The organism is Kineosporia succinea, assembly GCF_030811555.1.
Taxonomy (GTDB): Bacteria; Actinomycetota; Actinomycetes; order Actinomycetales; family Kineosporiaceae; genus Kineosporia; species Kineosporia succinea.
Map to the genome: position 1 here is coordinate 3,838,660 of NZ_JAUSQZ010000001.1, position 24,785 is coordinate 3,863,444.

Sequence of the window (24,785 nt, forward strand, 5' to 3'; positions counted from 1 at the left end):
CGACCATCACGTCCGCCATCACCCACCCGATGTGGTTGAGAGCGCGACCTATGCTGGCGCCCGAACCAGGAACCACAGGAGGCAGCCATCAGCATCGACCAGCTCACCGCACTCCAGAGGGCGCTCCCCGGCGCGAAACTCGTGGTGGACCCCGACGTGCTGGCGAGCATCAGTCACGACGACGCGGAATGGGCGCCGGTGGGCAAGGCCCTGGCCGCCCTGCGCGCCACCTCCACCCAGGAGGTCAGCGCCGCGGTGCGGGTTGCGGCCGAGCTCGGCATCCCCGTCGTCGCCCGCGGGGCCGGCACCGGATTGTCCGGCGGGGCCAACGCGGTCGACGGCTGCCTGGTGATCGACCTGTCGCCGATGAACCAGATCCTCGAGATCGACGTCGAGAACATGATCTGCGTGGTCCAGCCCGGGGTGGTGAACGACGACCTCAAGGCCGCCGTCGCCCGGCACGGCCTCTGGTACCCGCCCGACCCGGCCAGCGCGCCCTGGTCGACCATCGGCGGCAACGTCAGCACCAACGCGGGCGGCCTGTGCTGCCTCAAGTACGGCGTCACCCGCGACTACGTGCTCGGCCTCGAGGTCGTCGTCGGCGGTCCGGCGGGGGAGTACGGCACCGTCACCCACATCGGCCACCGCACCACCAAGGGCGTGGCCGGCTACGACCTGACCGGGCTCTTCGTCGGTTCGGAAGGCACCCTCGGCATCGTCACCGAGATCACCCTGCGCCTGCGCCCCGCCCGTCGTGAGGCCCCACGCACCGTCGTCGGCGCCTTTCCGAGCCTGGTCAAGGCCGGTGACGCGGTCGCGGCCGTCACGAGAGATGGCCTCCTGCCCACCGCCCTCGAGCTTCTCGACCGCGCCTGCCTCCAGGCCGTCGAGGACTGGAAGCACCTCGGTCTCGAGGCCGACGCCGAGGCCCTGCTGCTCGCCCAGATCGACACCCCCGGCGAGTCCGGGCAGGCCGAGGCGACCGCCACCGCGGAGGCGTTCGAGGGGGCCGGAGCCCTGTGGGCCGCCGTCTCCACCGACGAGCAGGAGGCCGAGGCCCTCTTCGCCGCCCGCCGCCTGGCCTACCCGGCGCTGGAACGGCTCAGCCCGGTGCTCACCGAAGACGTCTGCGTGCCGCGCTCGCAGGTTCCCGCCATGCTCGCGGCGGTGGTCGAGATCGCCGAGCGGCACGGGGTTTCCATCGCCACCATCGCGCACGCCGGTGACGGCAACCTGCACCCGCTCATCCTCACCCCGCCGAACGACGACGCCGCCCGGGTGGCCGCGCAGGCGGCGTTCGAGGAGATCCTGGCCCGGGCGATCGCGGTCGGGGGCACGGTCAGCGGTGAACACGGCATCGGCCTGCTGAAACGTGAGGGGCTGCACCGCGAGCTGCCGCCGCCGGTGCTGGCGATGCAGGTGGCGCTGAAGCAGACCCTCGACCCGCTGGGGCTGTTCAACCCCGGTAAGGCTATTTAGACGGGGCATTGAGGACGCGTCGGTCGCCCGGGCGTCCGGGGCTCCTAGGGGTGCCGTGCCCGGCCGGGCCACGGACCGAGCTCCCTTCCGGAATGCCGCAGACCGTCCGAGACTGGACGCCATGCGGAGTTTCGTGGTCACGGGCGGTGGACGCGGGGTCGGGCGGGCGATCGTGGAGCGGCTGCTCGCGAACGGCGACGCGGTGGTGGCGGTGGAGCTGGACGCCCGGGCGCTGGCCTGGGTGCCGACGCACCCGGCGGCGCAGCGGGTGATGGCGGTGCGGGGCGACGCCTCGCTGGAGGACGTGGCCGAGCAGGCCGCGAAAATGGCCGCCGCGGTGGCGCCGCTGACCGGCTGGGTCAACAACGCCGCGCTGTTCCGCGACGCGTCGCTCGACTCGGCCGACGCGACAACCGTTCTCGACCTGATCACCAGCAACCTGGCTCCTGCGGTCACCGGCTGCGCGGTGGCGGTCAAGCACTACCTGGCCGCGGGCAGCGGGGGCTCGATCGTCAACGTGAGCAGCCATCAGGCCCAGCGCCCGGTGCGCGGGGCCCTGCCCTACGCCACGGCCAAGGCCGCGATCGAGGGTCTGACCCGGGCCGCGGCCGTCGACCACGGCCCGGCCGGGATCCGGGTCAACGCGGTGGCCCTGGGCTCGATCGAGACCGAGCGCAACCGGGGTTTCCTGGCCGGGGCCGAGGAGGTCATGGCCGAGCTGCACCCTCTCGGCCGGGCCGGGCTGGCCGAGGAGGTCGCCGACGCCGTGGCCTACCTGCTGTCCGACGCGTCGTCGTTCGTGACCGGGGCCGTCCTGCCGGTGGACGGCGGCCGGGCGGCCAGAGGCCCCGACCCCGAGGAGAACTGACTGTCCGCACCCTGCTGATCACCCGTGGTGGTCTAGGATCGCCGCGTAACGGGGTGAGCAGCAGCATTCGGACACGTGCCTACTCGGGGAGAGCGCCATGAGCACCGACATACCGAAGATCGACGCCGAAGCACGGCTCCAGGCGGTGCACCGGTTCACCGACGAGCTCGGTGCCCCGGAAGACGGCTCGTTCGACCGCATCGCGCAGATGGCCGCCAAGATCTTCGGCACCCCCATCGCCACGGTGAGCATCGTCGACGAAGACCGGGTCTGGTTCGCTGCCACCCAGGGGCTCGACGGCGTGAAGCAGGTCGGCACCGAGCCCGGTCTGTGTGCGTCGGTCGTGCACCACGACGGGCCCTACGTGGTGCAGGACGCCGAGAACGACCCGCGCACCGCCGACCATCCGCTGGTGACCGGCGACCTGGGGCTGCGCTTCTACGCCGCGGCGCCGATCGAGGTGGAGGGCCACGCGCTCGGCACCGTCAACGTGATCGACCAGAAGAGCCGGCCGCAGCTCGACCCGACGCAGATCAGTCTGCTCGTCGACCTCGCCGCGACCGTGGCTCAGCTGATGGAGGTGCGGCTGGTCGCGCTCACCGCGATGAAGCAACGCAAGGTCGTGCAGGTCTGATCCGGGGCTGGTTTCCGGGCCGCCTGGCCGGTGAGTGTTAAGAGCCTGTCAGGCGGCATATATAAAGTCTCCACATGAAGTGACCGGCGCGGTGCGGCGGTATTACATGGTCGCGAGCCCGCTGGTAAGCGGTCGGTCAGTGACTTCCGCAGCCTCGGAAAACCGCTGGTCCCGCCCGGTTTCGCTGCAGGTTCGAGCGCCGGCGAGGGCCGGGAACCGCGCGTCGACCCTGACCGTCTCGTGGTTCCCGGCCCTCGTCGGCCTCACCGTTCGCGCGCCCACCGACGTTCGTGCGCCTATCGTCCGCTCGGCCATTCGTCCGGGTTGGAAGCTCTTTCGGGCTGGCCCTGCGTCAGGTCGACGATCAGGCCGAGGCCGCCGGTCCCGGAGGCACCGGAGCCGCCCCGGCCGAACGCGGTGTCCAGCACCGATCCGTCCGCCGCCCGCGACACGCTCAGCCCCTCCACCGACACGCTGCCCGGCCGCACCCGGAAGTCGCCGAAGATCTCCGGCAGTACGTTCGGCCCGGTGTAACGGATGAGCTGACGCAGGATCGCGATGCGCCAGATGTCCTGGTGCCCGGTGTCGTCGCGCAGGCGGCCGAACAGCGCGTCGAAAAGGGCCAGCAGCTCGGCGAACCGGTCGGTGTCCAGGCCCTGGCCGCTCTGCCGGGGCACGAACGCGACGGCGCTGCCGATGGTCCGGCGCAGTTGATCGTCGTCCATCTGCCGGATCTGCGGCAGCAGCGCGTGGGCGAGTTCGGCCACCTGGTCGCGCGCGGACTGCTGGGTGGCCCGCGAGCGCACCAGGATCGCCTTGCCCAGGATGTCGAACTCGGTGGCGCAGTCCGGGTCGAGGAATCCACGCGACGACAGGGGCAGCAGCCCGCGGGCCAGGCGTCCGAGCATCGTGCGGGCCCGGCGTTCGGGGGCGCGCACGAGCTGGGCCAGCATCAGGGCGAACCCGGTGACGACGGCGGCCGCCGGGGCGTAGGGCATCCAGCCCACCGGCGCGTAGCGGTCGATTCCCAGGTCCTGCCACCAGAACACTGCGCTGGTGGCCACGGCCCCGGCGGCGATCCAGGCGAGCAGGTCGAGCACGGCGGCGGCGTACCCCCGACGGCCCCGGCGCCCGAAGCGCTCGGTGATCAGCCCGGCGGCGAGAGTGGCCCCGGCATCGAGGTCGGCCAGACGGTAGGGATGGATGGCGCGGTCGACGGCGTCCGCCGCCTGCGCCCGCCGCAGCCGGCCCAGGCAGAAGGCACACAGCCCGAAGGCCACGACGGTCGCACCGAGCACGACGTACAGGCCGATCATCTGGTCGTCGCTCATGTCACCGCGTACGAGTAGCAGACCCGGTCACCGCGCAGGTGGCTCCGGATCCGGCCGGTCTGCTGCAGCACGATCAGCGCGTGGGCCACGTCGTCGCGGTCGAACTGGGTGCCCAGGATGATGTCCACGACGTCGAGCTGCAGCCACGGACGCCGCGCCAGATAGGTCATCACCTCGCGGGCGGTGCCGATGCGGTCCTGGCTCGGCACGAATCCGCGCGCGGCGGCTGCGGGCCGACGCTGCGGGTCGCGGCGGGGCGGCACGATGGGCGTGGCCGGTCGGGCGGGGGGCGCCGATGACGGACGTTGCTGTCGCCGCTGCGCCGGGATCGGCCCGGTGAACGCGGACGGCGACGCCGAGAAGGTCTGGCGTCCGGCCGGGGGCGGGGTCCAGACCGGGGGCGTCCAGGTGCGGGCGCGACGGGGCTGGGTGGTCGGCTCACCCCGGTCGGCGCGGTCGGCGCGGTCGGCGCGGTCGGCGCGGTCGGCGCGGTCAGTGGGGTCGGTGCGGTCGGTCGGGCCGGTGGACGCGTCCGCGACGCTTCCGGCGGCCGTCTCCCGGGTGCGGGTGGACGCGTCGGTGGACGTGGGCATCCCGGCCCGACCACCGCCGTTGAGGGCGGCCAGGAGTTGTGCGGCGAGTTCCTCGGCCTCCGGGTCGCCGGACCCTCCGGAACCCGAGGCCCCCGAACCGTTCCGGCCGGCGGACGCGGCGAGGCCGTCCGGCGCCGGGGCGCCGGCCGGGTGGCCCGGGGTGTCGCCGAGGTAGTCGCCCGTGCTGCTGCCGATGTCGGTGCCGGAGGCTGCCGCGCGCGCGGCCGGGTACGACGTGACGTCGCTGCTCATGCCCTGCTGCGCGTAGGTCTGCTGGGCGATGCTGCGTCGGCCGGCCTGCGGTGAGGGGGTGTGCGGTCGAGGTCGGTCGGAGTACGGCTGGTCCGCGAACGGCTGGTCCGCGAACGGCTGGTCCGCGAACGGCTGGTCGGAGTACGGCTGGTCTGTGTACGGCTGGTCCGCGTACCTGGTGTCCGGGTACTGGTCGTCGGTGTACCCGGGATGGTCGGTGTACTCGGGGTGGCCGGGGTAGTTCGCGGAGTCGGTGTAGTCGTCGTCCAGGTGCTGGTCGCGGGTCAGGGTGCGACGGAAGTCGGCGTGGTAGGCGGCGCGTTCGTCGGCGGGCAGGGCGTCGGCGGGCAGGGCGTCGCCGGACGGGTCGGCGTAGTAGTCCTCGTCGTCCTCGAGTTCGTCGTAGACCGGTTGTGCGGTGTACCCGTCGTAGCCCTCGTCCTGGTACCCGTCGTCTCCGTACCCCGGGGCCGCGTGATCTCCGTCCGGTCCTCCGTCGTGCCCGCCATCGCTGTACCCAGGATGGCCGTGGGCGTTCCGGAGCACCGCGTACGGATCCGCGTCATTCCGTCCCGCGAGACCCGCATCCCCGAAGTCGTCGCCGTACCCCGAACCCTGGTGACCAGCGTCCGCGAACCGTGCGTCCCCGAACTGTGCGTCCCCGAACTGTGCGTCCCCGAACTGTGCGTCCCCGAACTGTGCGTCCCCGAACTGCGCGTCCCCGAATCGTGCGTCCGGGAACCGTGCGTCCGGGAACCGCGCGTCCGGGAAACCCCCGGCCCCACGGGCGTCCGCCCCGAAACCCGGATGCCCGGTGGCCCCGTACCCCGCAGCCTCGTACCCCGCGTCCTCAAACCCGGAGCCCTCAAACCCGGAGCCCTCGGCGCCCCCCGGAGCGCCGGAGAACTGATCAGAAGACGAATCCGCGTAACCCGCATAACCCGCGCCGAACGGTGCCGCGGCTGATTCCGGGCCCGCCGGCCAGCCGGCCGCGGCGTCGGACGGGAGCTCCTCACCGGCGGGATGAGTCCCCTCGAATCCGGCCGGCTCACCGGCATTCCGCAGCGCTCGCCGACCGCGGCGGCGGGGGGAGGGCTCGGGGCCGCTGAAAGGGGTGTGGAACTCCGACACGCGGCGACTATAGCTCTGGGTATTTCATTCATGGCGTTATGTGTTCACGACACCTCGGCACTACTTGGCCACGAGAACCCGGTACCGGCACTTAACGGGCCAATGCCGTCACCGCCGAAGAGATTCCGGTGGCCGGGCGGGCTACAGGTCCGGAGGGAGCGCGTCGAAGATCCAGAACAAGTACTGACCGCTTCTGGGAGGACACCGGTGCTGGTGGGCCGCCGTGCCTCTTTCGTCGTCGTCGTGATCGGCGTGGTTCTCGCGATCGTCTACGCGATGAACCTGAGTCCCGCCTCGAACAGCGCGGCCAGCGCGATCGTCGGCGTGGGCACCGTGCTCGCGCAGGTCGTCGGTCTGCGTCTGCACCGTCCGGTCGACAAGCTGCCCTGGGTGCTGCTGATCCTGGCCACCGTCAGCTTCTGCGGTGGCATGACGGTGCGCGCCTGGGCGGTCGGGCAGACCGGCGTGCTCCAGTTCGCCGCCGACATCTTCGCGGTCTCCGGCTATCTGCTGGCCAGCCTCGCCCTGATCACCATGCTGCGCCGCCGCGTCGGCGTGCAGCGGCACGCCGTGGTCGACGGGGTGATCGTGGCGCTCGGCGCCGGTCTGATCGCCACCGAGTTCCTCGCCCTGCCCGCCGCCCGGGTCGGCAACCGCCCCGACCTGGTCTCGGTGCTGGCCGGTCTGTACCCGCTGCTCGACATCGTGATCCTGCTGCTGGTGCTGAATCTCGGCTTCTCCACCGCCTCGGGCCTGGCCAGCTTCCGCTTCCTGGTGCTGGCCATCGCCGGCCTGTTCGTCGGTGACACCGGCTACGCGATCATCGGCGCCCGCGGCCACCTGACCGGCTCACCCCTGCTCGACCTGCCGTTCCTCCTCGGCTTCACCATGCTCGCGGCCTGCGCCCTGCACCCGTCGATGGCCGAGCTGAGTGCCATCCGGCCGCGTCCGGTGCAGGCCTGGTCGATGGCCCGGCTCAGCCTGATCCTGCCCGCGCTCGCCAGCCCGGTGGTCGCCGTGCTGGTGCTCAACGGCGGCAGCTACGACAACCTCGCGCTCGCCCTGGCCACCGGCGGCCTGATCGCTGCCCTGGTGTTCCGCGCGGTCTCGGCCGTGCGCAGCAACGCCGAGATCCAGCGCGGCCTGGTCTTCCGCGCCACCCACGACCCCCTCACCGGCCTGCCCAACCGGGACGCGCTCACCCAGAACGTGGGGGAGATGCTGGCCTCCCGCCGCACCGAGGGGGTGTGGCTGCTCTACCTCGACCTCGACGGCTTCAAGCTGGTCAACGATCACTGGGGGCACGAGGTCGGCGACCTGCTGCTGGTCGAGGTGTCGAAGCGGCTGCGCGACCTGACCGAGGGCACCTCCATGCTCGCCCGCATCGCCGGTGACGAGTTCGTGGTGGCCTCCTTCGGGCAGACCGTGCACGCCGACGCGCTCGCCGAGAAGATCCAGACCGCGATGGCGCAGCCGGTCGAGCTGCCCGGCATCGAGCTGGTGGCGGTCGCCTCGATCGGCATCGCCCCGCTGACCGACCAGCGCAGCGCCGAGTCCCTGCTGCGCGACGCCGACCTGGCCGTGAACCGGGCCAAGGCGGAGGGCCGCGGCCGGGTGCGGGTTTTCGACGCGGCCATGCGCCAGAGCGTGCGCGACCGGGTCGAGATCGAGCTCGCCCTGCGCCAGGCCGTGCAGCGCGGTCAGCTCTGGGTCTCGTACCAGCCGATCGTCGAGACCCGCACCGGCCGCCCCGTCGGCGCCGAGGCGCTGGTGCGCTGGACCCACCCGGTGCGCGGCCCGATCTCACCGGTCGAGTTCATCCCGGTCGCCGAGGAGACCGGCCTGATCGACCAGATCGGCACCTTCGTGCTCGAGGAGTCGCTGCGGCAGATGGCCCTCTGGCGCGACGAGGGCCTGCTGCCCGAGACCTTCTACATGTCGGTGAACGCCTCGGCCCGGCAGTTGCGCGACCACAGCCTGCGCCGCAAGATCGCCGACGGACTGCGGGTGTACCGGCTGGGCGGTGACCGCCTCAGCCTGGAGATCACCGAGTCCATCCTGATCGGCGACAACCGGCAGGTGCTCGAGGTTCTCGGCAGTCTGCGAGGTCTGGGCATCGGCCTGTCGGTCGACGACTTCGGCACCGGCTACTCGTCGCTGAGCTATCTCAGCCGGTTCCCCGTCACCACGGTGAAGGTGGACCGGGCGTTCGTCACCGGCCTCGGTGTCGATCCCGGTGACGAGGCGATCGTGCGGGCCATCGTCGCCATGTCCACGGCACTGCACCTGGGCGTCATCGCCGAGGGTGTCGAGACCGAGCAGCAGCGCGATGCCCTGATCGGGCTCGACGTGGCGCGCGGTCAGGGCTGGCTGTGGGGCAAGGCGGTGCCGCACGACGAGTTCGCCGAGAAGCACCTGCGCACCCTGCTGGAGAGCCCGACCTGGAAACCGCCGGTGCCGCAGACGAAGGACAGTCTGTCCCAGGCCTAAGCGGTTGCGGTGTCCGGGAACTCGTAGCCCCAGTAGACCTGGGCGTCGAGCTGGGCCCGCTTCAGCCCGGGCAGGTGCCGGGCCGCCATCCGCTCGATGCCCGCGGCCAGCAGACGGCGTGAGCGGTGCGAGCAGATGTCGAGCACGAACACCCCGTCGTGGGCGTTGACGGCCTCGCAGAGCTGCTCGATCAGCCGGCTCATCGCCACGCTGCCCTGGTACTCCGGCTCCACGGCCACGAAACCCACGTACCAGATGCGCTTCGCGGCGTAGAGCTCCGGCCACTTGCGCTCGAAGTACTCCGGTGAGATCAGGTGCACCGCGTCGAGGTCGTTGGTCAGGGTCGCCAGGGCCGCGAGCCGGTCGTTCTCCTCGTCGCGCACCACGTACTTGTCCACGCGGTGGTCGAGGCACAGCTCCTTGAACTCCGCCTGCGTCATCAGGTGCCGCTGCACGGCCTGACTGCGCAGGTCCTGGAAGGCGTTCTCGTACAGCGCCCACAGGTCGCCGTCGGCGTCGTCGAGTGTGCCGGTCACGTAGTGCTCCACCGAATGTCCTCCGAACCTGGTCCGCGAAAATCACGACACTGTGCAGTGAATGACCGAGGTGCCGGTGCGGTCCACGAGCGGGAAGGCCAGACAGGTGACGGGGCGGGCAGTTTCCGCCCACTGGGACGATCTTGGTGACGCAGGGTCAGGAAGGATCAGATGCCGCCCGGTCCGTCGAACCGGGGAAGGGTCAGGCGAAGAGCGGGGGCAGCGCCAGCAGCATGACCACCGACCAGGTGACGTGGGTGGCCATCGGGGCCAGGATCCCGCCGCTGGCCCGGCGTTCCAGCCCGAGCACGGCGCCGAGCAGGAAGGCCGCGAACACCAGCATCGGGTTGCGGGTGGCGATCGTGGCCAGGGCGTAGACCACGGTCGAGATCAGCACCGGGTGCCGTCGCCCGATCGCGGCGAACAGGGCGCCGCGGAAGAAGACCTCCTCGGCCAGCCCGTTCAGCAGGGTCACGGTGGCGATCAGGGCGAACGAGCCCTCGCGTTCGTGGGCCAGGACGTGCGTCACGAAGTCACGCAGGGGCGGGATCTCGCGCACGATCAGTGCGCCCACCACGAAGACCGCGCCGGCCGCCAGACCCAGCGCGACCCCGTTGAGCAGAGGACGCCGCACGGCCCCCCGGTACGAGGTCCAGCCCAGGTGCAGGGGACCCGACGCCAGCCCGCCCACCGTCCAGACCACCGCGACCAGCAGGGTGAGCGGGTAGAAGACCGGGTCGCCGGGCTCGATCGAGAGCGAGACGCCGAGCAGCACCGCACCCGTCACCAGGGTCACGGCGGTGATGATCCGCCGGCGGCGGAACCGCGAGTCCGGCTCGCTGTGGTCGCGCGGCACCCGTTCGATGAGGGACGCGCGGAGCCAGGTCTCGAGGACGCGTCCGGCGGCGGTGCGGCGGAGGGTGAACGCGGCGAAGTGTTCCAGTCGACGGCTGGCGCGCGCCTCCAGGGTGGATCGGGTGGGGTGGTCCAGCGGTTCGGTGGGCCCGTGGCTCAACGACCTGCCTCCTCGGCCTTCTCCCGGTCGGTCTTCTCCTGGTCGGCTTTCTCCCGATCGGCCTTCGCCCGGTCGGCCAGGGCCAGGCGCACCGACTCGTCGTAGCCGATCGTCGGGCCGGGCACGATCTCCTCGATCGAGTGGTCGCGCACCACCACCTCGTTGATCATCGAGTCGACCAGGTTGCGGGCGGTGGCCGTGTCGACGTCGGTGACCAGCGCCAGCCAGTGCGACGACAGGCTCGGCGTGAGCAGGGGGACCGTGACGTTGGGCAGCCGTTTGTGCATGATCGCCGCGGCCCGGCCCAGCATGTCCTTGTAGCGCAGCACCTCGGGCCCGCCGATCTCGAACACCCGGCCCCGCGCGGCCTCCGGCTCCAGCACGCCGGCCAGGTAGCGGATCACGTCGGGCAGGGCGATGGGCTGCGTCTTCGTGTTCACCCAGTGCGGGGTGACCATGGCCGGCAGGTGGTCGACCAGCTGCCGGGTGATCTCCCAGCTGATGCCGCCGTGCCCGACCACCACGGCCGCGCGCAGCACCGTGACCGGCACCCCGGCCAGGGGCAGCAGCTCCTCGACCTGGCGGCGTGAGCGCAGGTGCGGCGAGAGGTTCTCGTCGTCGACGCCGAGACCGCCCAGATAGATGATCCGCTCCAGCCCGGCCCGCTTCGCGGCCTCGCCGAAGTTCAGGGCGGCGTCGGCGTCCTTGCGCTCGAAGTCGTCGGACTCCAGCGAGTGCACCAGGTAGTAGGCGGCGTCGCAGCCCTCCATCGCGACGGCCAGGCTGTCGGCGTCGTCGACGTCGCCGAACACGGCCTCACCAGCGCCGTCGTACGTCTCCGGGTGACGGGTCATCGCCCGGACCGTGTGACCTTCGCCCACCAGACGTTCGGCCAGGTGGGACCCGACGAATCCGGATGCGCCTGTGACCAGGACGGTTCTCGACATGTGCCCAGTCTCGCGGTCCTGGCCGGAGCCGCCAGCCGGGTGTTCCGGCGCCGGGATCGTCCGGGATCGGCATCGGATGGTGAGTCCGGTGCGAGCGGTGAGGCACAATAGTTCGCTCACCGGACATACCGAGTTCACCGTGCCGACAGCATGCCGACAGCGTGTCGACAGCACGGGGGCGGCGAGGTCTGACCGGCCTGTTGCTTCCGCAGTCCCGTTGATGGAGAGCCCGGTTCAATGACGACAGTGATCACCTTCGGCACCTTCGATGTCCTGCACATCGGTCACCTGCGCATCCTCGAGCGGGCGAAGGCGCACGGCGACCGGCTGGTCGTCGGGGTGTCGTCGGACGCACTGAACATGAGCAAGAAGGGCCGCAACCCGATCTTCAGCGAGACCGAGCGCACCGCGCTGATCCAGGCGCTCGAGGTCGTCGACGAGGTCTTCATCGAGGAGTCGCTCGAGCTCAAGGCCGACTACGTGCGCCAGTACGGCGCCGACGTGCTGGTCATGGGCGACGACTGGGCCGGTCGCTTCGACTGGATCAAGGAGTACTGCGAGGTCGTCTACCTGCCCCGCACCCCGTCGATCTCGACCACCGCGGTCATCGAGAAGATCTCGAAACTGCCCTCTGCCTGAAGAAGGCCACTTCGTGGGCGTTTACGTGCTTATGCTGGCGTAGAGCCAGAAATGCACAGGCCCTCGGGCGGTGCTCCGCCCCCTCCCGGAGCACCGCCCGAGTCTGTCTCCCGGCAGGCGGTGCCGCCACCGCGTCCACAGGCCGGAGCACCGCCCGAGTCTGTCTCCCCGGCAGGCGGTGCCGCCACCGCGTCCACAGGCCGGAGCACCGCCCTACCCCGACGGGCCGGCGGAACCTCACCACCACGTCCGCCATTGATGTTCTAGGAGGGCAGGCGGCGACCCACGAGGTTGCGCCAGATCCAGCTCTCGGGCATGCGGGCGCCGGTGATCACGTACTGCGCCGTGCCCTCGCTGAGCAGCGTGGTGTGCAGTTCGCGCTGGGCCACGCGGGTGCCGGCGACGAGAAGCTCGTCGTCGAGGTGCAGTTCGGTGTCGTCGGACGGGGCGATCGTGGCCTGACCGTCGCGCAGCAGCATCAGCGGCACCACGGGCAGACGGTCGTCGCGGTCGTCCGGGTCGCGGAACAGGTCGTGGATCGTCAGCGGCACCCGCCCGACCTGACCGGCGTGCCGGATCCGGCGCTGCCGGGGCGGAACCGCGGTGGGGTCCAGGTAACCGGCGAGCGCGGGGGCCTCCCAGGCGGAGAGCTCGACGTTCCAGACGTCTTTCATGAACTGGCCGCAGCGGTCCTTGATCCGGTGGATCAGGTCGATCGCCTCGTCCTCACCGCGCTGGGGCATCTCCTCGAGGAAGCGCCACAGCAGCGGGGTGGACAACCGGGCGTAGGCCTCGCGGGCCACGATGTCGGCCGGCACCAGCAGCATGTCCAGGTGCATCGCGGTGAACAGCGACTGGTTGGTGGGCAGGTTCTGGCGGCCGGCCACGTACAGGTCGGGGTTGCGGCGGCGGGCGGCGGCGATGAGCGAGAGGTTGGTGGTGTCGTCGTCGGTGCCGGCCACGAAGCCGACGGCGCTCTGCACGTCGGCCTCGTCCATCACCTCGGGTTCCGACGCGTCGCCCTGGATCAGCCGGGGCAGCTGCTCGATCGGGATCTCCAGCTCGGCGGCGAGGAAGTCGTCGGAGGGCGGGTCCGGGTCGATGACGATGACGTCGAGGCCCTCGGCGAGCAGGTCACGCACGATCTCCTGCCCGAACCGGCCGTAGCCGCAGACGATCCACAGCCCGTCGGCCGGGGGAGTGCTGGGCGGGGGCTGCTCGGAACCGGGGCCGGCCTCGAGCCAGGAGTAGAGCCGGAACGATGCGGGTGCGCGCAGGGCCATGCGCAGGTGGTCGCCGAACCGGTCGAACGGGTTGATGACCGTGGGTGTGCCCCAGGCCAGCATCCGGTCCTGCACCGGCGCCGAGATGGTGCGCGCGAACACCGGCAGGTCGGGCCGCAGCAGGGCCGCGGTCATGGTGATGGCCAGGTTCACGTCGTCGTCGTCGGTGAGCGCGAGCACGGCCTCGCAGTGCGGGTTCTTGAGCCCGGCGAGCTTGAGGTTGAACGGGTTCGAGGCGTCGGCGGTCAGGCCCGGCGGGTCGGCGAAGTACTGGTCGACGTCGAGTGACTCGATCTTGGTGGGCTCGGAGTCGACGGCCACGAAGTTGCGGCCCAGGTGGTCCCAGGCCCGGCCCAGGCGCTGACCGGTGTGACCGTAACCGGCGATGAGCAGGAACGGCTCGCGCATGCGCTCGACCCGGCGGGTGAAGCGGCGCATGTCCAGGGCGGTGCGGAAACCGCGGTCCTGCAGCAGGGAGAGCAACGTACCGAGCGCGTACGCCCAGCCGATCACGGTCAGGTAGATGCTGGCCGTCATCCACATGCGCTGTTCGGTGGTGAACGGGAACGGGATCTCGCCGAAGCCGATGGTGCTGGCGGTGTAGCTCATCACGTAGAAGGCGTTGAACAGGCCGATCCGGTGCGGCTCGCCCTCGGGGGTCTCGCCGGGGGCCACGGCCAGGCCGAGCGTGGTGATCGTGAAGATGATGATCAGCACGATCAGCGGGGTGCGCATGCGGCGCAGGAGCAGGAAGACCGGGGCCGACCCGGTGTCGGTGCCCCGGGAGCTGAGCGGCCCGCCGTCCGGGCCGGGCAGGTCGCCGGCCTGGCGGAACCGGGAGACCGCGGCCCACCGGTGTTCGCCGGTGATCAGCGCGTTGGTGGTGGCGGGGTCGTGCTTGAGAGGCGGCCCGGCCTTGCGCGCGGGCTCGGCCGGGCGGCTCACCCCGTGTCTGCGGCCCGGGTGCCGGTCGTGCCAGCGCTCCTGGTCGGAGCGGGGTCTCTCGGGGGGATGCATCAGCGGCGGTGGAACGACACGGTCTCGATCACCAGCAGCACGACCGAGACCAGGTTGGCCAGCAGCGCTCCTCCGGACAGCGACACGATGCTCGACATGGCGTGCTCGTCGAGGCCGGACGCGGACACGTGCTCGGAGTAGACCCAGACGATGGTCGCGGCGATCAGCTGGAGGTCGGCGACCAGGCTGGTGGCCAGGTGCACGGCGCCGATCTGGGTGCGGTCACCGAACTTGAGCACCGTGGTGATCAGGCTGACCACCACCGCCGCGTACAGCTCGTACTGGCTGTGCTGCTCGGCGGAACCGATGTCGCCGATGAAGAAGCCGAAGTTGAGCGTGGCTGCGAGCAGGACGAAAAAGCCGAAGATCACTTTCTCGAGGTTCATCGACCCTCCGGTCGGTGGCACGGGCTGTCGGGACAGGACGTGCCGTACGTGGTGAGGTGGAGCGTCGTGCGGTCAGGACCCCAGCATCCTGCACCCTTACCGGTCGGCGGCGTGAACCGCCCCGGCCGGCCTGCCGATGGCGACCGAGCCCCCGACGGCCATCACCACGATCATCCCCGCGATCACGAGCATCGGCACGTTCCAGGTTCCCGTGGCCGAGTGCACCGCCCCGACGATCATCGGCCCGAGGGCGCCCAGGATGTAGCCGACACCCTGAACCGCGGCCGACATCCGCTTCGCCTCGTCGTGGTTCGCGGCCCGGGACACCACCACGCTGAAGATCACGGTGAAGCCGCCGCCCTGGGCGAAACCACCGAGGCACGACCACAGGACCCACAGCGACGGGGCGAACGCCAGGCCCAGCGGCAGGCTGATCCAGCAGCTGCAGACCAGCAGCAGCGCGGTGCGGGCGGGCATGCCGTGGTGGATCAGGAACGGCACGCCGAACGCCGCGACCAGGGCCAGGGCCTGGAAGAACGCCGAGCTGCCGCCGGCCTGGGCGGCGGTCAGACCGCGCTCGTCGGCCAGCAGGGTGGGCAGCCAGGCGGTCACGCCGTAGTAGCTGAACGACTGGCCGGCGAAGCAGAGAACCATGCCGATGACGAGCTTGCGGCGCCAGACCGAGGGGCCCCGGGCGGCAGCGGGCAAGGCCACCTCGGGCTGCGTGTACGGCGTCGCCATCCGCCACACCAGCGCCGCCACGACCACCAGCACCGCCCAGAGCGCGAGGGCCGGACGCCAGCCCAGCCAATCGGCGAGCGGCGCCCCCGAGGTGGTGGCGGCCAGGGCCCCGACGTTGATCGACGCCGTGTAGTAGCCGGTGACCTGCGTGGTGCGGCCGGGGAAGTCGCGGCCGATGATCACCGGCACCACGATGTTCGCGATCGTGATGCCGAACCCCAGCATCAGCGTGCCGAGCAGCACCACCGGCAGACCGCCGAGCGAGCGCACGACCACGCCGGCGAAGATGAACAGCAGGCTCACGTGGACGGCGTTGTTCAGACCCGCGCGCCGGGTCACCATCAGGGCCAGCGGGGTGGCGAGGCCGAAGCAGATCACCGGGATCGTGGTGAGCAGGCCGGCGGTGGCGCTGTCGATGCCGAGGGAGTTCTGGATGTCGGCGATGGTCGGGGCGACCGCGATGATCGGCCCGCGCATCACCAGCCAGACGAGGACCAGCCCGGACAGGAGCAGCAGCGGCAGGGCGGCGCTTCGGGCACGTGAGGAGGCTGCTCGGTCGGGGGCGGTGGTTGTCACAGGCCACGAGTCTAGGCCAATTCATGGGATGAATTGGCGGGAGCGAGACCCGGGAGGTCCGGGTCGTAGTCTTCGTGCATGTCACGAGGCTCGAGGTCACGAGGCTCCCGGTCCCGAGACCCCTGGTCCCGAGGCGGGCAGCGATGACCTATCTGCACCCCAGCTGGCAGCTCTCCGCGGTGTCGGCCGTCGTCCTGGCCGTGGCCTGGGGCCTGCTCACGGTGTTCAACCGCAACCGGGTGACCGAGGTGCTGCGCTCGTTCGCCCGTGAGTTCGCGGTGGTGATGACGCTGCTGGGGCTGTGGCAGTACGTCGGCCGGTTCGTGCGCACCCACGTCGAAGGCGCTTACTCGCACGCCCTGTGGGTGCAGGACGTGCAGCGGTGGCTGCACCTGCCCGACGAGCTCGAGCTGCAGCACCTGGTCCTGCCGCACGAGTGGCTGGTGCGGTCGATGAACACCTACTACGCCTACGCGCACCTCAACGGCATGGCGCTGTTCCTGGTCTGGGTGTGGTGGCGCCGCCGCGACTCGTTCCGTGCGGTGCGCAACACCACGGTCGGCACCACGCTGATCTGCCTTCTGGTGCAGAGCATTCCGGTGGCCCCGCCCCGGCTGCTGCCGAACTCCGGTTACGTCGACACCGCCCTGCTCTACGGGCAGTCGGTCTACGGCGAGTACGCGACCGGCGTGGCCTCGCAGCTCACCGCCATGCCGTCGGTGCACGTGGCCTGGGCGGCGATCGTGGGCTGGTACGTCACCCGGCTCGGTCGCGGGCCGTTGCGGGCGATCGGCCCGGTGCACCTGGTGCTCACCGTGCTCGTGGTGGCCGCGACCGCCAACCACTGGTGGCTCGACGGCATCGTGGCCGTGGCGATCATGCTCGCGGTCATCGAGGGGCAGCGGCTGATCTCGCGGTGGTGGTCCTCGAGGCGGCCGATGGTGGACGTGCCGGTCACCGTGAGTGGTCCGGCGGCGGTCCCGGAGGCATCGGCTTCCTGAGCCCGGTCGCAGCTGAGCCGTTCGTGCCACCCCTGCCACCCCTGCCACCCCTGCCGCTCGTGTCGGGCTGGTCGGGCTGGTCGGGCTGGCGGAGCCGGGCCGGGCTGGTGAGGTCGCTCGGGCCGCGACGCCGGCGGGAGGACACACACCCGCTATACCCGAAAGGTATAGCGGGTGTCTCTTCTCCCGGCTATGGACGCGGTCCCTCGTACAGCTCGCGGATCAGGGTGATCAGGGCCGGCGTGAGTGGGGGAGCCTCGCCTTTCCACCAGGCCAGCCACACCGGCAGTGGCGGGGCGTCGCGCACCGGTCGGTAGACGATGCCCGGCCGCGGGTACTGCTGAACGGTCGCCTCGGCGGTCATCCCGACGGCCTCACCGGCGGCGATGACGTTCAGCCAGGTGTCCATGGAGTGCGAGTCCACGAACTCGGCCGGTCCCTCGTCCTGCGGCCACAGGTGCGGCGTGGTGGTGCCGGTGCGGGCGTCGACCAGCACGGTGCGGCCGGTGAAGTCGCCGAGCCGCACCGACCGGCGGCGGGCCCAGGCGTCGTCCGCGGCCATGGCGACGTAGCGAGCCTCGGTGGCGACCGGCTCGAGGCTGAACCGGGCGTCGTTGAGCGGCCGCCGCACCACGGCCAGGTCCGCCAGCCCCTCGGCCAGCCCGGCGCTCGGGGTGTTGGAGTGGATCAGCAGGAGCCGGGTCGACGGGTGGCGCCGCGCCCAGGTGCGCTGCAGCGCCGTGGTGTGCCGGCCCAGCGCCGACCAGGCGTAGCCCAGTCGCAGTTCCGAGCGGGTCTCGTCGGCGGCCCGGCGCAGGTCCTCGACCTCGGCCAGGATCCGCCGGGCCCGGGCGATCACGGTGGCCCCGGCGGGGGACGGGTCGACCTGGCGGGTGGTGCGGCGCAGCAGGGTGACGCCCAGCGACGACTCCAGCGCCGCGACCGACCGGGACACGGCGGCCTGCGAGACGCCCAGCTCGATCGCCGCGTCGGTGAACGTGCCACAGTCGGCCACGGCCACCAGGGCCCGCAGATGACGCAGCTCGACACTCATAACCACATCGTATGAATGACCGGGGCCGTGCATTTCCCGGACCACCCGGCCGGGCCGCACATTGGGTCCATGACGACGACGGCCGTGGACGCACCGGGCCGGCCGGCCCCCGCCTTCACCGGCACCGGGGGCAAGCCGGTGTCGATCGCGACCATGCTCTTCAGCGGCACCAGCACCCAGATCGGCGCGGCGGTCGGCGCGCACGCGTTCAGCGCGATCGGCCCGCCCGGCGTGGTCGCGGTGCGGCAGCTGGTGGCCGCCTGCGTGCTGCTGCCCGTCGCCCGCCCGCCGATGCACCGCTTCACCTGGCGGCAGTGGTGGCCCACGCTGCTGCTCGGCCTGGTGTTCTCGCTCATGAACCTCGGCCTCTACACCGCGATCGACCGGGTCGGCCTGGGCCTGGCCGTGACCCTGGAGTTCCTCGGGCCGCTCGGCGTCGCGCTGGCCCGTTCCCGCACCCGGCTCGACGCGGCCTGCGCCGTCTTCGCCGGGGCGGGCGTGGTGGTGCTGGTGGCGCCCGGCCCGAGCAGCGACTGGCTCGGCATCGCGGCCGGGCTGCTCGGCGCGGCCTGCTGGGCCGCCTACATCCTGCTCAACGCCGAGGTGGGCGCCCGTCTCCCCGGACTCCAGGCGACGGCCGCCGCGTCCACCATCGCCACCCTGCTCTGCCTGCCGGTGATGATCATGCTGGCCCTGAACGGAAAGTTCACCGCCCCGGCGGTTCTCGCCGCGATCGGCGCGGGCGTCGGCTCGTCGGTGGTGCCCTACGCCTGCGACCTGATGGTGCTGCGGCGCGTACCGGCCCAGTTCTTCGGGGTTTTCATGAGCGTCAACCCGGTACTGGCCTCGCTGGTGGGCATCGTGCTGCTCGGCGAGCTGCTCAGCGCCCGGGAATGGCTCGGCGTGGTCATGGTGATCGCGGCCAACGTCGTCACCACGACGGCGCCGGGGCGGCGGGAGAAGTTGCCGAGATCACGCTGACACCCGGTGGAAGACGAGGTGGTCACCGGCCCCTCAGGGGTGAAACTTCGGTGGGTCGAACCGCCGGATCACTCAGGATCGCCCCGGTTCCGGCCGATGGATCACTCTGGCAGTTCCAGGTGCGCTCACGAGCGGCAGGCCTGGAAAGCGGTGGTGGGCGGGGCACGTGAGCGAAGGGCAATTCAGGTGGTGGATCCGGGGCGCGACGGCGGAGTGGACTTCGTTAGCGCCGCCCGAGGCGTACTTTCGGACCTGCGGAGCTGGATCGGTCTGGAGTCGTGGGCAATTCTGCGCAGGGACGACGCCGAACTCGTCGTGATGCTCACGAACGACGACACTTTCGGCATGCATGACGGATTGACGCTGCCCTGGGCGGATTCGTACTGCTGCCAGGTGGTCGACTGGGGGCGCCCGGAAGCGGTTCCCGACAGCTCCGACTCCTTCCTGCTGGCCCGCAGCCCCTCCACCCAGCTGTCGACGGTGCGCGCGGTCGTGATGGTCGCGCTGCGCTCGCCCGACGGCAAGATGCTCGGCGCGCTGATGGGCGCACACAGCACCCCGGTGCCCGACGTGGAGCGCCACCTGCCCGCGATCCGGCGCCAGGCGGCCCTTCTCGGCGCCCTGCTGCGCCACGAGCTCTCCGCCCAGCAGGAGTCCCGCCGCGAGCAGAACCCCGACGCCGAGTTCACCGACCTCCTCACCGGCCTCGCCAACCGCCGCGCCTGGGACGACGCGCTGCGCGCCGAGGACGCCCGGGCCGCCCGCTACGCCAGCTCCGCCGCCGTGCTCGTGCTCGACATCGACGGCCTGCGCCGCGTCAACGCCGGCGCCGGCCACACCAGCGGCGACGACCTGCTCATCACCACCGCCGCCGTGCTCTCCGGCCGGATGCGCTCCGTCGACTTCGTCGCCCGGATCGGCGGTGACGAGTTCGGCGTGCTGATGCCCGAGACCACCGCCGAGGAGGCCGGCACGGTGATGGGCGACCTGCGCAAGATGCTGACCTCGGCCGGTATCTCGGCCTCGTTCGGCATCGGCCAGCGCCGCAGCAACACCGGCCTGCCCGCCGCCTGGCGCGCCGCCGACGTCGAGATGTACGCCGACAAGCTCCAGGCGGCCGGCCGCCGCATCCCCCGCCAGACCGCGGTGCCGGTGGAGGGCGAGGAACGCCCGGCCCCCGCCGACCAGAAGGACAAGGAGCCGTACACCGGCCCCGAGCGGCGCAAGGACCGGCGGCGCAGCGCCGAGGAGATCACGGCCGCCGAGGAGATCGAGGCGGCCGCCGCCGCCCTGGCCGGCAGCAACAGCATCGACCCCGGCGAGCAGATCGAGAAGGAGGGCCAGGAGGCCGTCGTCGCCGTCGCGGCCGTCCTCGGCCGCCGCCTGACCAGCGTCGACGCCCTGCTCCAGCTGGCCAAGGACCAGCTCGGCATGGAGGTCGCCTTCCTCGGCACGTTCGAGGGCACCACCGGCCAGCAGCGCGTGCGCAACCTGATCGCCTCGGTCGCGGTGCCGCTCGTGGTCGGCCAGCTCCAGCCGGTCGACGACACCTACTGCAAGGCCATCACCGACGGCCGCATGCAGGTCGTCATCCCCGACACCGCCAAGGACCCGCTCGCCCGGGCCATGGCGGTCACCCGCGACCTGAACATCGGCTCGCACGTGGGCGTTCCGCTGCACCGCCGCGACGGGCGCCTCTACGGCACGCTCTGCACCTGGTCGACCGGCCCCGACGAGGCCCTGCGCGAACGTGACGCCGACGTGCTGCGCGCCATCGGCAACGTGGTCATGGACCTCGTCGACATGGAGGACCGCACCGAGCGCGACCGGCACAAGATGCTCGACCGGATGGACCGGCTGATGGCCAACGGCGGGCCCGGCGTGGTGTTCCAGGCCGTGCACGCGCTCGAGGGCCTGGACACGGTCGGCGTCGAGGCCCTCAGCCGCTTCCCCGTCGGCAGCGGCCGCCCCGACGAGTGGTTCACCTCCGCCACCCGGGCCGGCGTCGGCCTCGAGCTGGAACTCGCCGCCGTGCGCAACGCCCTCACGATCCTGCCCGCCCTGCGCGGCTTTCTGGGCATCAACGTCTCGCCCCGCACGCTGGTCTCGCCCGCCTTCGGCCGCCTGGTCACCAAGCTGCCCCTGAAGAGCATCGTCATCGAGGTCACCGAGCACGAGGCCGTCGACGACTACGACGCCCTCAACGACGTCCTGCGTCCCTGGCGCGAACGCGGCATGCGGATCGCGGTGGACGACGCCGGGGCCGGGTTCGCCAGCATGCGGCACGTGCTCACCCTGGTCCCCGACTTCATCAAGCTCGACATCTCGCTGGTGCGCGGCATCGACACCGACCCGGCCAAGCGGGCCCTGGCCGGCGCGCTCGCGGCCTTCGCCCAGAAGATCGGCAGCAGCGTGATCGCCGAGGGCATCGAGACCGCCGCCGAGCTCAGCGTGCTGCGCGGGCTGAAGGTCGAGTTCGGCCAGGGCTACCACCTGAGTCTGCCCGGCCCGCTGGCCGACGAGATGCGCAAGGACGACGAGGTCGTGCCGGAACCCGCCTGACCCGCTCGACCTGACACCGGACGCGACCCAACAGCGGACGCGATCCGACACCGGACGCGACCCGACACCGGAAGGGGCGGTCGGGCCCGGCCCGCCCGGTCTAGGTTGGACCGATGAGCAACCCCCTCATCACCGTTGACGGCCTGCTCGCCCTCGAGGGTCCGCGGATCCTCGACGTGCGCTGGAAGCTCGGCGGCCCGCCCGGCGCCGACGAGTTCCGGGCCGGTCACCTGCCGGGCGCCGTCTACGTCGACCTGGACGAGGAACTCGCCGCGCCCGCCGGACCCGGGGGCCGGCACCCACTGCCCGGGGCCGGGGACCTCCGCCGGGCCGCGCGCGGCTGGGGCCTGAACGACGGCGACACGGTGGTGGCCTACGACGACGCCGGGCTGCTGTCGGCCGCCCGGCTGTGGTGGCTGCTGCGCTGGGCCGGTTTCGACGGCGAGGTGCGCCTGCTCGACGGCGGGCTGCGGGCCTGGACCGAGGCCGGTCAGCCGCTGGAGACCGGTGACGCGCCCCGGCCCGCCGAGGGCGACGTGACGCTGGGCGAGGGGCAGGTGCCGACCCTCGGGGTGGACGACGTCGAGGGCTTCGTGAGCGCCGGTGGCCTGCTGCTCGACGCGCGCCCGGCGCAGCGGTACACCGGCGAGGTGGCCTCGGTCGACCCGCGCCCGGGGCACATCCCCGGCGCCGTGAGCGCCCCGGCCGTGGCCAACCTGGCCGAGGACGGGCGCTTCGCCGACCCGCGGGCGCTCGCCGCGCGGTTCGCCGGGCTGGGGGTGGGCGGTGACCGCGAGGTCGGCGTCTACTGCGGGTCGGGGGTCACGGCCGCACACGACCTGGTGGCCCTGGCGGTGGCCGGCATCGATCCGGATCGGGTGGCGCTGTACCCCGGGTCGTACTCGCAGTGGGCGTCCCTGCCCTCGACGCCGGTGGTCACCGGACACGAACCGGGCTGAGCCGCGCGCTTATCCGACCCGGCCTCGGAACCCAAGGGCCTGCGGGGCAGAGTTCACCGGCTGGAAAGGAAGCCCGGATTCCGCCTGCCGCAACGGTTTCGCCGGTCCTGACCAGGCAAGTCTCACCGAGTGTGGTCAACGTGACGCGCAGTGCGGTGCGCCTCAGGAGGCGGCTCACAGCGTCTTTGGGCACGATGAGGGATCATGACGAGCACTGCCGGGTGGACCACCCACGCCGACGCCCCCACCTCCGGCCGGGCGCCCGCGCGGTCGCCCGGCAAGCGCGCGGACATCCAGGGGCTGCGCGCGATCGCCGTGGTGCTCGTCGTGATCTACCACGCGAACCTGCCTCTGCCAGCGGGTTTCGCGGGGGTCGACGTGTTCTTCGTGATCTCCGGATTCGTCATCACCGGCCAGATCGGGCGGCTGCGCGAGGCCGGCACCTTCTCGTTCGGCTCGTTCTACGCGCGCCGCATCCGCCGCCTGCTGCCCGCGATGGTCGTGATGCTGCTGGTCGTGCTGTTGCTCTCGTTCCTGCTGCAGTCGCCGATCGGGGCGCAGTCGAGCACGGCAGGCACGGCCCTGGCGGCGGTGCTGCTGTTCGGCAACTTCGACATCCTCAGCACCTCCGGCGACTACTTCGCGGCCGGCGCGGTGATGAACCCGCTGCTGCACGTCTGGTCGCTGAGCGTGGAAGAGCAGTTCTACCTGGTGTTCCCGCTGCTGCTGGCGGCCACCTGGGTGTTCGGCCGACGCGGCGTCCGGCCCCAGGCGATCGCGCTCGGGCTGCTCACCGCGGTGAGTTTCGCGGTGTCGGTGTGGTTCTCGTACGGCCTGTTCCGGGTGCACAGCTACCCCTCGGCCGACGTCGCGTTCTACTCCTCGCCGACCCGGGCCTGGGAGTTCGGCGCCGGCGCACTGCTGGCGCTGTGGGTCGCGTCCCGCGCCCGCCGCGAAAAGCCGCTCCCGCACTGGATTCCCACCGTACTGAGCGTCGCGGGACTGACGCTCCTCGTCGTCCTCAATCTGACCGTGACCGACAAGACCATCTGGCCCGGCACCGCCGCGCTGCTGCCGGTGGCGGCGACCACCCTGCTGATCCTCGCCGGAACCCTGGGCACCGGGCCGGTTCAGCGGGTGCTCTCGTCGAGAGCCTTCGTGGTCACGGGTGATCTGTCGTACAGCATCTACCTCTGGCACTGGCCGCTGATCGTGATGGCGACGCTAATGTGGCCCTCACCCTGGACCCCGGTGGCCGCGGCGCTGGTCTCGCTGCTCCCGGCCTGGCTGAGCTACCGGTTCGTGGAGCAGCCGCTGCGCCACGGCACGATGCGCCTGCCCCGGGTCTACCTCGGCGGGGCGGTGGCGGCCGGTCTGGTCGTCGTCGCGGCCGTGACCCTGCAGGTGGCCGGGCCCTGGGCGATCCCGAACGCGGCGGCCTACGCGGGGCAGCGCGGTGAGCTGACCTACGGCCGCGAGAACGGCTGCCTGGTGCGTAACCGTGCCTTCGACGAGTCCGACCTGGCCAAGTGCACCACCACCGTGCCCGACGCCAAGGGCTGGGTGATGCTGGCCGGTGACTCGCACGCCGAGGCCCTGTCCACCGGCCTGATCGAGGCCGACAAGCAGCTCGGCTACAGCACGATGGCCGTGACCGGCGCGAGCTGCCCGTTCATGCGTGACGCGGGAGCCAGCCGCGAGGTCTCGAACTGCGGACCGCTGGCTTCCACCCTGCTCGACCGGGCGACCAGCGGTGACGACCCGCCCTCGCTGGTGGTGATCGCCGAGTGGGCGCTGCCCCGCAACGACACCGACGGCACCTGGCCCCAGCAGCTCGAGCCCGCGATCACCGAGCTGACCGACGCGGGCATCCCGGTGCTCTACGTGATGGACGTGCCCAACTACGCCACGCAGGACATGAACCGCCAGACCGCGTGCAGCGGGGGCTTCCTGAACTTCGCCTGCGACAAGAGCGAGCAGGCCATCCTCGACTACCAGGCCGAGTCCCGTCAGGCCGAGTTCGACGTGGTCAGCAGCCTGCCGGGAGTCAGCGTGTACGACCCCTGGGACCGCTTCTGCACCGACGGCACGTGCAGCCCCCTGGTCGACGGCAAGCTGGCCTACTGGGACTTCAACCACCTGAACCGCATCGGCTCCGAGGCCCTGACGTCCGACCTGCAGGACGCCGCCGGGCAGATCCTCAGCCGTCAGTAGCACGCGGCCCCGGGGAGGGCACGCCCGGCGTTGCTCCGAACGGTGGTCCCGAACGTCGTTTCACTCAACCGGGCGCGTCCGCTGGCGATAGCACTC

19 protein-coding genes are annotated in these 24,785 nt (G+C 71.6%); 10 read left to right on the plus strand and 9 right to left on the minus strand.

Annotated elements, in window-relative coordinates; all coding sequences use genetic code 11:
- Positions 1-141 precede the first annotated feature (141 nt).
- From J2S57_RS16860 to J2S57_RS16870, 3 genes are all read left to right on the plus strand, one after another.
- On the plus strand, positions 142-1,479 hold the full coding sequence (locus J2S57_RS16860) for an FAD-binding oxidoreductase (RefSeq protein ID WP_370882484.1): 1,338 nt from the start codon (positions 142-144) through the stop codon (positions 1,477-1,479).
- A gap of 121 nt (positions 1,480-1,600) precedes the next feature.
- The gene (locus tag J2S57_RS16865; RefSeq protein ID WP_307243908.1) at positions 1,601-2,347 is read left to right on the plus strand and encodes an SDR family NAD(P)-dependent oxidoreductase; all 747 of its coding nucleotides are present in this window, start codon (positions 1,601-1,603) and stop codon (positions 2,345-2,347) included.
- Positions 2,348-2,444: 97 nt separating this feature from the next.
- Positions 2,445-2,981, plus strand: coding sequence for a GAF domain-containing protein (locus J2S57_RS16870; RefSeq protein WP_307243910.1), 537 nt, complete (start codon positions 2,445-2,447; stop codon positions 2,979-2,981).
- Between the two features lie 296 nt (positions 2,982-3,277).
- Here the strand turns inward: J2S57_RS16870 and J2S57_RS16875 are convergent, their stop codons facing one another.
- Positions 3,278-4,312: a hypothetical protein gene (locus J2S57_RS16875; RefSeq protein ID WP_307243912.1), complete on the minus strand. Its 1,035-nt coding sequence runs from the start codon at positions 4,310-4,312 to the stop codon at positions 3,278-3,280.
- Positions 4,309-6,288 (minus strand): pentapeptide repeat-containing protein, encoded by a 1,980-nt coding sequence (locus tag J2S57_RS16880; protein ID WP_307243914.1) that lies wholly within the window; start codon positions 6,286-6,288, stop codon positions 4,309-4,311. Before J2S57_RS16880 ends, J2S57_RS16875 begins: the two co-directional genes overlap by 4 nt.
- Positions 6,289-6,495: 207 nt before the next feature.
- Here J2S57_RS16880 and J2S57_RS16885 point away from each other — a divergent pair, with 207 nt between their 5' ends.
- Positions 6,496-8,778: a putative bifunctional diguanylate cyclase/phosphodiesterase gene (locus tag J2S57_RS16885; protein ID WP_307243916.1), complete on the plus strand. Its 2,283-nt coding sequence runs from the start codon at positions 6,496-6,498 to the stop codon at positions 8,776-8,778.
- Here the strand turns inward: J2S57_RS16885 and J2S57_RS16890 are convergent.
- The 3 genes from J2S57_RS16890 to J2S57_RS16900 all read right to left on the minus strand — a co-directional run bounded on the left by J2S57_RS16890 (position 8,775) and on the right by J2S57_RS16900 (position 11,276).
- Entirely contained in the window at positions 8,775-9,326 is a 552-nt protein-coding gene (locus J2S57_RS16890) for a GNAT family N-acetyltransferase (protein ID WP_307243917.1), read from the minus strand. The two genes, J2S57_RS16885 and J2S57_RS16890, sit on opposite strands and share 4 nt — an antisense overlap.
- Before the next feature lie 190 nt (positions 9,327-9,516).
- The gene (locus tag J2S57_RS16895; protein WP_370882666.1) at positions 9,517-10,179 is read right to left on the minus strand and encodes a CPBP family glutamic-type intramembrane protease; all 663 of its coding nucleotides are present in this window, start codon (positions 10,177-10,179) and stop codon (positions 9,517-9,519) included.
- A gap of 146 nt (positions 10,180-10,325) precedes the next feature.
- On the minus strand, positions 10,326-11,276 hold the full coding sequence (locus tag J2S57_RS16900; protein WP_307243921.1) for an NAD(P)H-binding protein: 951 nt from the start codon (positions 11,274-11,276) through the stop codon (positions 10,326-10,328).
- Between the two features lie 237 nt (positions 11,277-11,513).
- Between J2S57_RS16900 and J2S57_RS16905 the strand changes: the two genes are divergently transcribed.
- On the plus strand, positions 11,514-11,915 hold the full coding sequence (locus J2S57_RS16905) for an FAD synthase family protein (RefSeq protein WP_307243923.1): 402 nt from the start codon (positions 11,514-11,516) through the stop codon (positions 11,913-11,915).
- 263 nt (positions 11,916-12,178) lie between these two features.
- On the opposite strand, the gene J2S57_RS16910 is transcribed toward J2S57_RS16905, so the two are convergent.
- The 3 genes from J2S57_RS16910 to J2S57_RS16920 form a co-directional block, all read right to left on the minus strand.
- Positions 12,179-14,215, minus strand: a complete 2,037-nt coding sequence (locus J2S57_RS16910; protein ID WP_307243927.1) for a potassium channel family protein — start codon at positions 14,213-14,215, stop codon at positions 12,179-12,181.
- Entirely contained in the window at positions 14,215-14,601 is a 387-nt protein-coding gene (locus J2S57_RS16915; protein ID WP_307243930.1) for a DUF6394 family protein, read from the minus strand. The genes J2S57_RS16910 and J2S57_RS16915 overlap by 1 nt, the downstream gene beginning before the upstream one ends.
- 96 nt (positions 14,602-14,697) lie before the next feature.
- Positions 14,698-15,918 carry an MFS transporter gene (locus tag J2S57_RS16920; protein WP_307243932.1) on the minus strand — a complete coding sequence of 407 codons (1,221 nt, stop codon included), beginning with the start codon at positions 15,916-15,918 and terminating at the stop codon, positions 14,698-14,700.
- 143 nt (positions 15,919-16,061) lie between these two features.
- Here J2S57_RS16920 and J2S57_RS16925 point away from each other — a divergent pair, with 143 nt between their 5' ends.
- On the plus strand, positions 16,062-16,919 hold the full coding sequence (locus tag J2S57_RS16925) for a phosphatase PAP2 family protein (protein ID WP_307243935.1): 858 nt from the start codon (positions 16,062-16,064) through the stop codon (positions 16,917-16,919).
- Positions 16,920-17,109: 190 nt separating this feature from the next.
- Here the strand turns inward: J2S57_RS16925 and J2S57_RS16930 are convergent, their stop codons facing one another.
- A complete protein-coding gene (locus J2S57_RS16930; protein WP_307243937.1) occupies positions 17,110-17,973 on the minus strand; it encodes a LysR family transcriptional regulator in 864 nt (287 codons plus the stop codon).
- Positions 17,974-18,042: 69 nt separating this feature from the next.
- Between J2S57_RS16930 and J2S57_RS16935 the strand changes: the two genes are divergently transcribed.
- The 4 genes from J2S57_RS16935 to J2S57_RS16950 all read left to right on the plus strand — a co-directional run bounded on the left by J2S57_RS16935 (position 18,043) and on the right by J2S57_RS16950 (position 24,689).
- Positions 18,043-18,954, plus strand: a complete 912-nt coding sequence (locus J2S57_RS16935) for an EamA family transporter (RefSeq protein ID WP_307243939.1) — start codon at positions 18,043-18,045, stop codon at positions 18,952-18,954.
- Positions 18,955-19,299: 345 nt separating this feature from the next.
- Positions 19,300-21,516: a bifunctional diguanylate cyclase/phosphodiesterase gene (locus J2S57_RS16940; protein ID WP_307243940.1), complete on the plus strand. Its 2,217-nt coding sequence runs from the start codon at positions 19,300-19,302 to the stop codon at positions 21,514-21,516.
- A 113-nt stretch (positions 21,517-21,629) separates the two neighbouring features.
- Positions 21,630-22,475: a sulfurtransferase gene (locus J2S57_RS16945; protein ID WP_307243942.1), complete on the plus strand. Its 846-nt coding sequence runs from the start codon at positions 21,630-21,632 to the stop codon at positions 22,473-22,475.
- A gap of 204 nt (positions 22,476-22,679) precedes the next feature.
- Positions 22,680-24,689, plus strand: a complete 2,010-nt coding sequence (locus J2S57_RS16950; protein ID WP_307243944.1) for an acyltransferase family protein — start codon at positions 22,680-22,682, stop codon at positions 24,687-24,689.
- Positions 24,690-24,785: the final 96 nt, after the last annotated feature.

Coding starts and splice junctions, on each gene's coding strand:
- J2S57_RS16930 (WP_307243937.1), bottom strand. CDS start 17,973: ATGAGTGTCGAGCTGCGTCATCTGCGGGCCCTGGTGGCCGTGGCCGAC.
- J2S57_RS16905 (WP_307243923.1), top strand. CDS start 11,514: ATGACGACAGTGATCACCTTCGGCACCTTCGATGTCCTGCACATCGGT.
- J2S57_RS16935 (WP_307243939.1), top strand. CDS start 18,043: ATGACGACGACGGCCGTGGACGCACCGGGCCGGCCGGCCCCCGCCTTC.
- J2S57_RS16865 (WP_307243908.1), top strand. CDS start 1,601: ATGCGGAGTTTCGTGGTCACGGGCGGTGGACGCGGGGTCGGGCGGGCG.
- J2S57_RS16925 (WP_307243935.1), top strand. CDS start 16,062: ATGACCTATCTGCACCCCAGCTGGCAGCTCTCCGCGGTGTCGGCCGTC.
- J2S57_RS16940 (WP_307243940.1), top strand. CDS start 19,300: ATGCATGACGGATTGACGCTGCCCTGGGCGGATTCGTACTGCTGCCAG.
- J2S57_RS16870 (WP_307243910.1), top strand. CDS start 2,445: ATGAGCACCGACATACCGAAGATCGACGCCGAAGCACGGCTCCAGGCG.
- J2S57_RS16875 (WP_307243912.1), bottom strand. CDS start 4,312: ATGAGCGACGACCAGATGATCGGCCTGTACGTCGTGCTCGGTGCGACC.
- J2S57_RS16950 (WP_307243944.1), top strand. CDS start 22,680: ATGACGAGCACTGCCGGGTGGACCACCCACGCCGACGCCCCCACCTCC.
- J2S57_RS16900 (WP_307243921.1), bottom strand. CDS start 11,276: ATGTCGAGAACCGTCCTGGTCACAGGCGCATCCGGATTCGTCGGGTCC.
- J2S57_RS16945 (WP_307243942.1), top strand. CDS start 21,630: ATGAGCAACCCCCTCATCACCGTTGACGGCCTGCTCGCCCTCGAGGGT.
- J2S57_RS16910 (WP_307243927.1), bottom strand. CDS start 14,215: ATGCATCCCCCCGAGAGACCCCGCTCCGACCAGGAGCGCTGGCACGAC.
- J2S57_RS16915 (WP_307243930.1), bottom strand. CDS start 14,601: ATGAACCTCGAGAAAGTGATCTTCGGCTTTTTCGTCCTGCTCGCAGCC.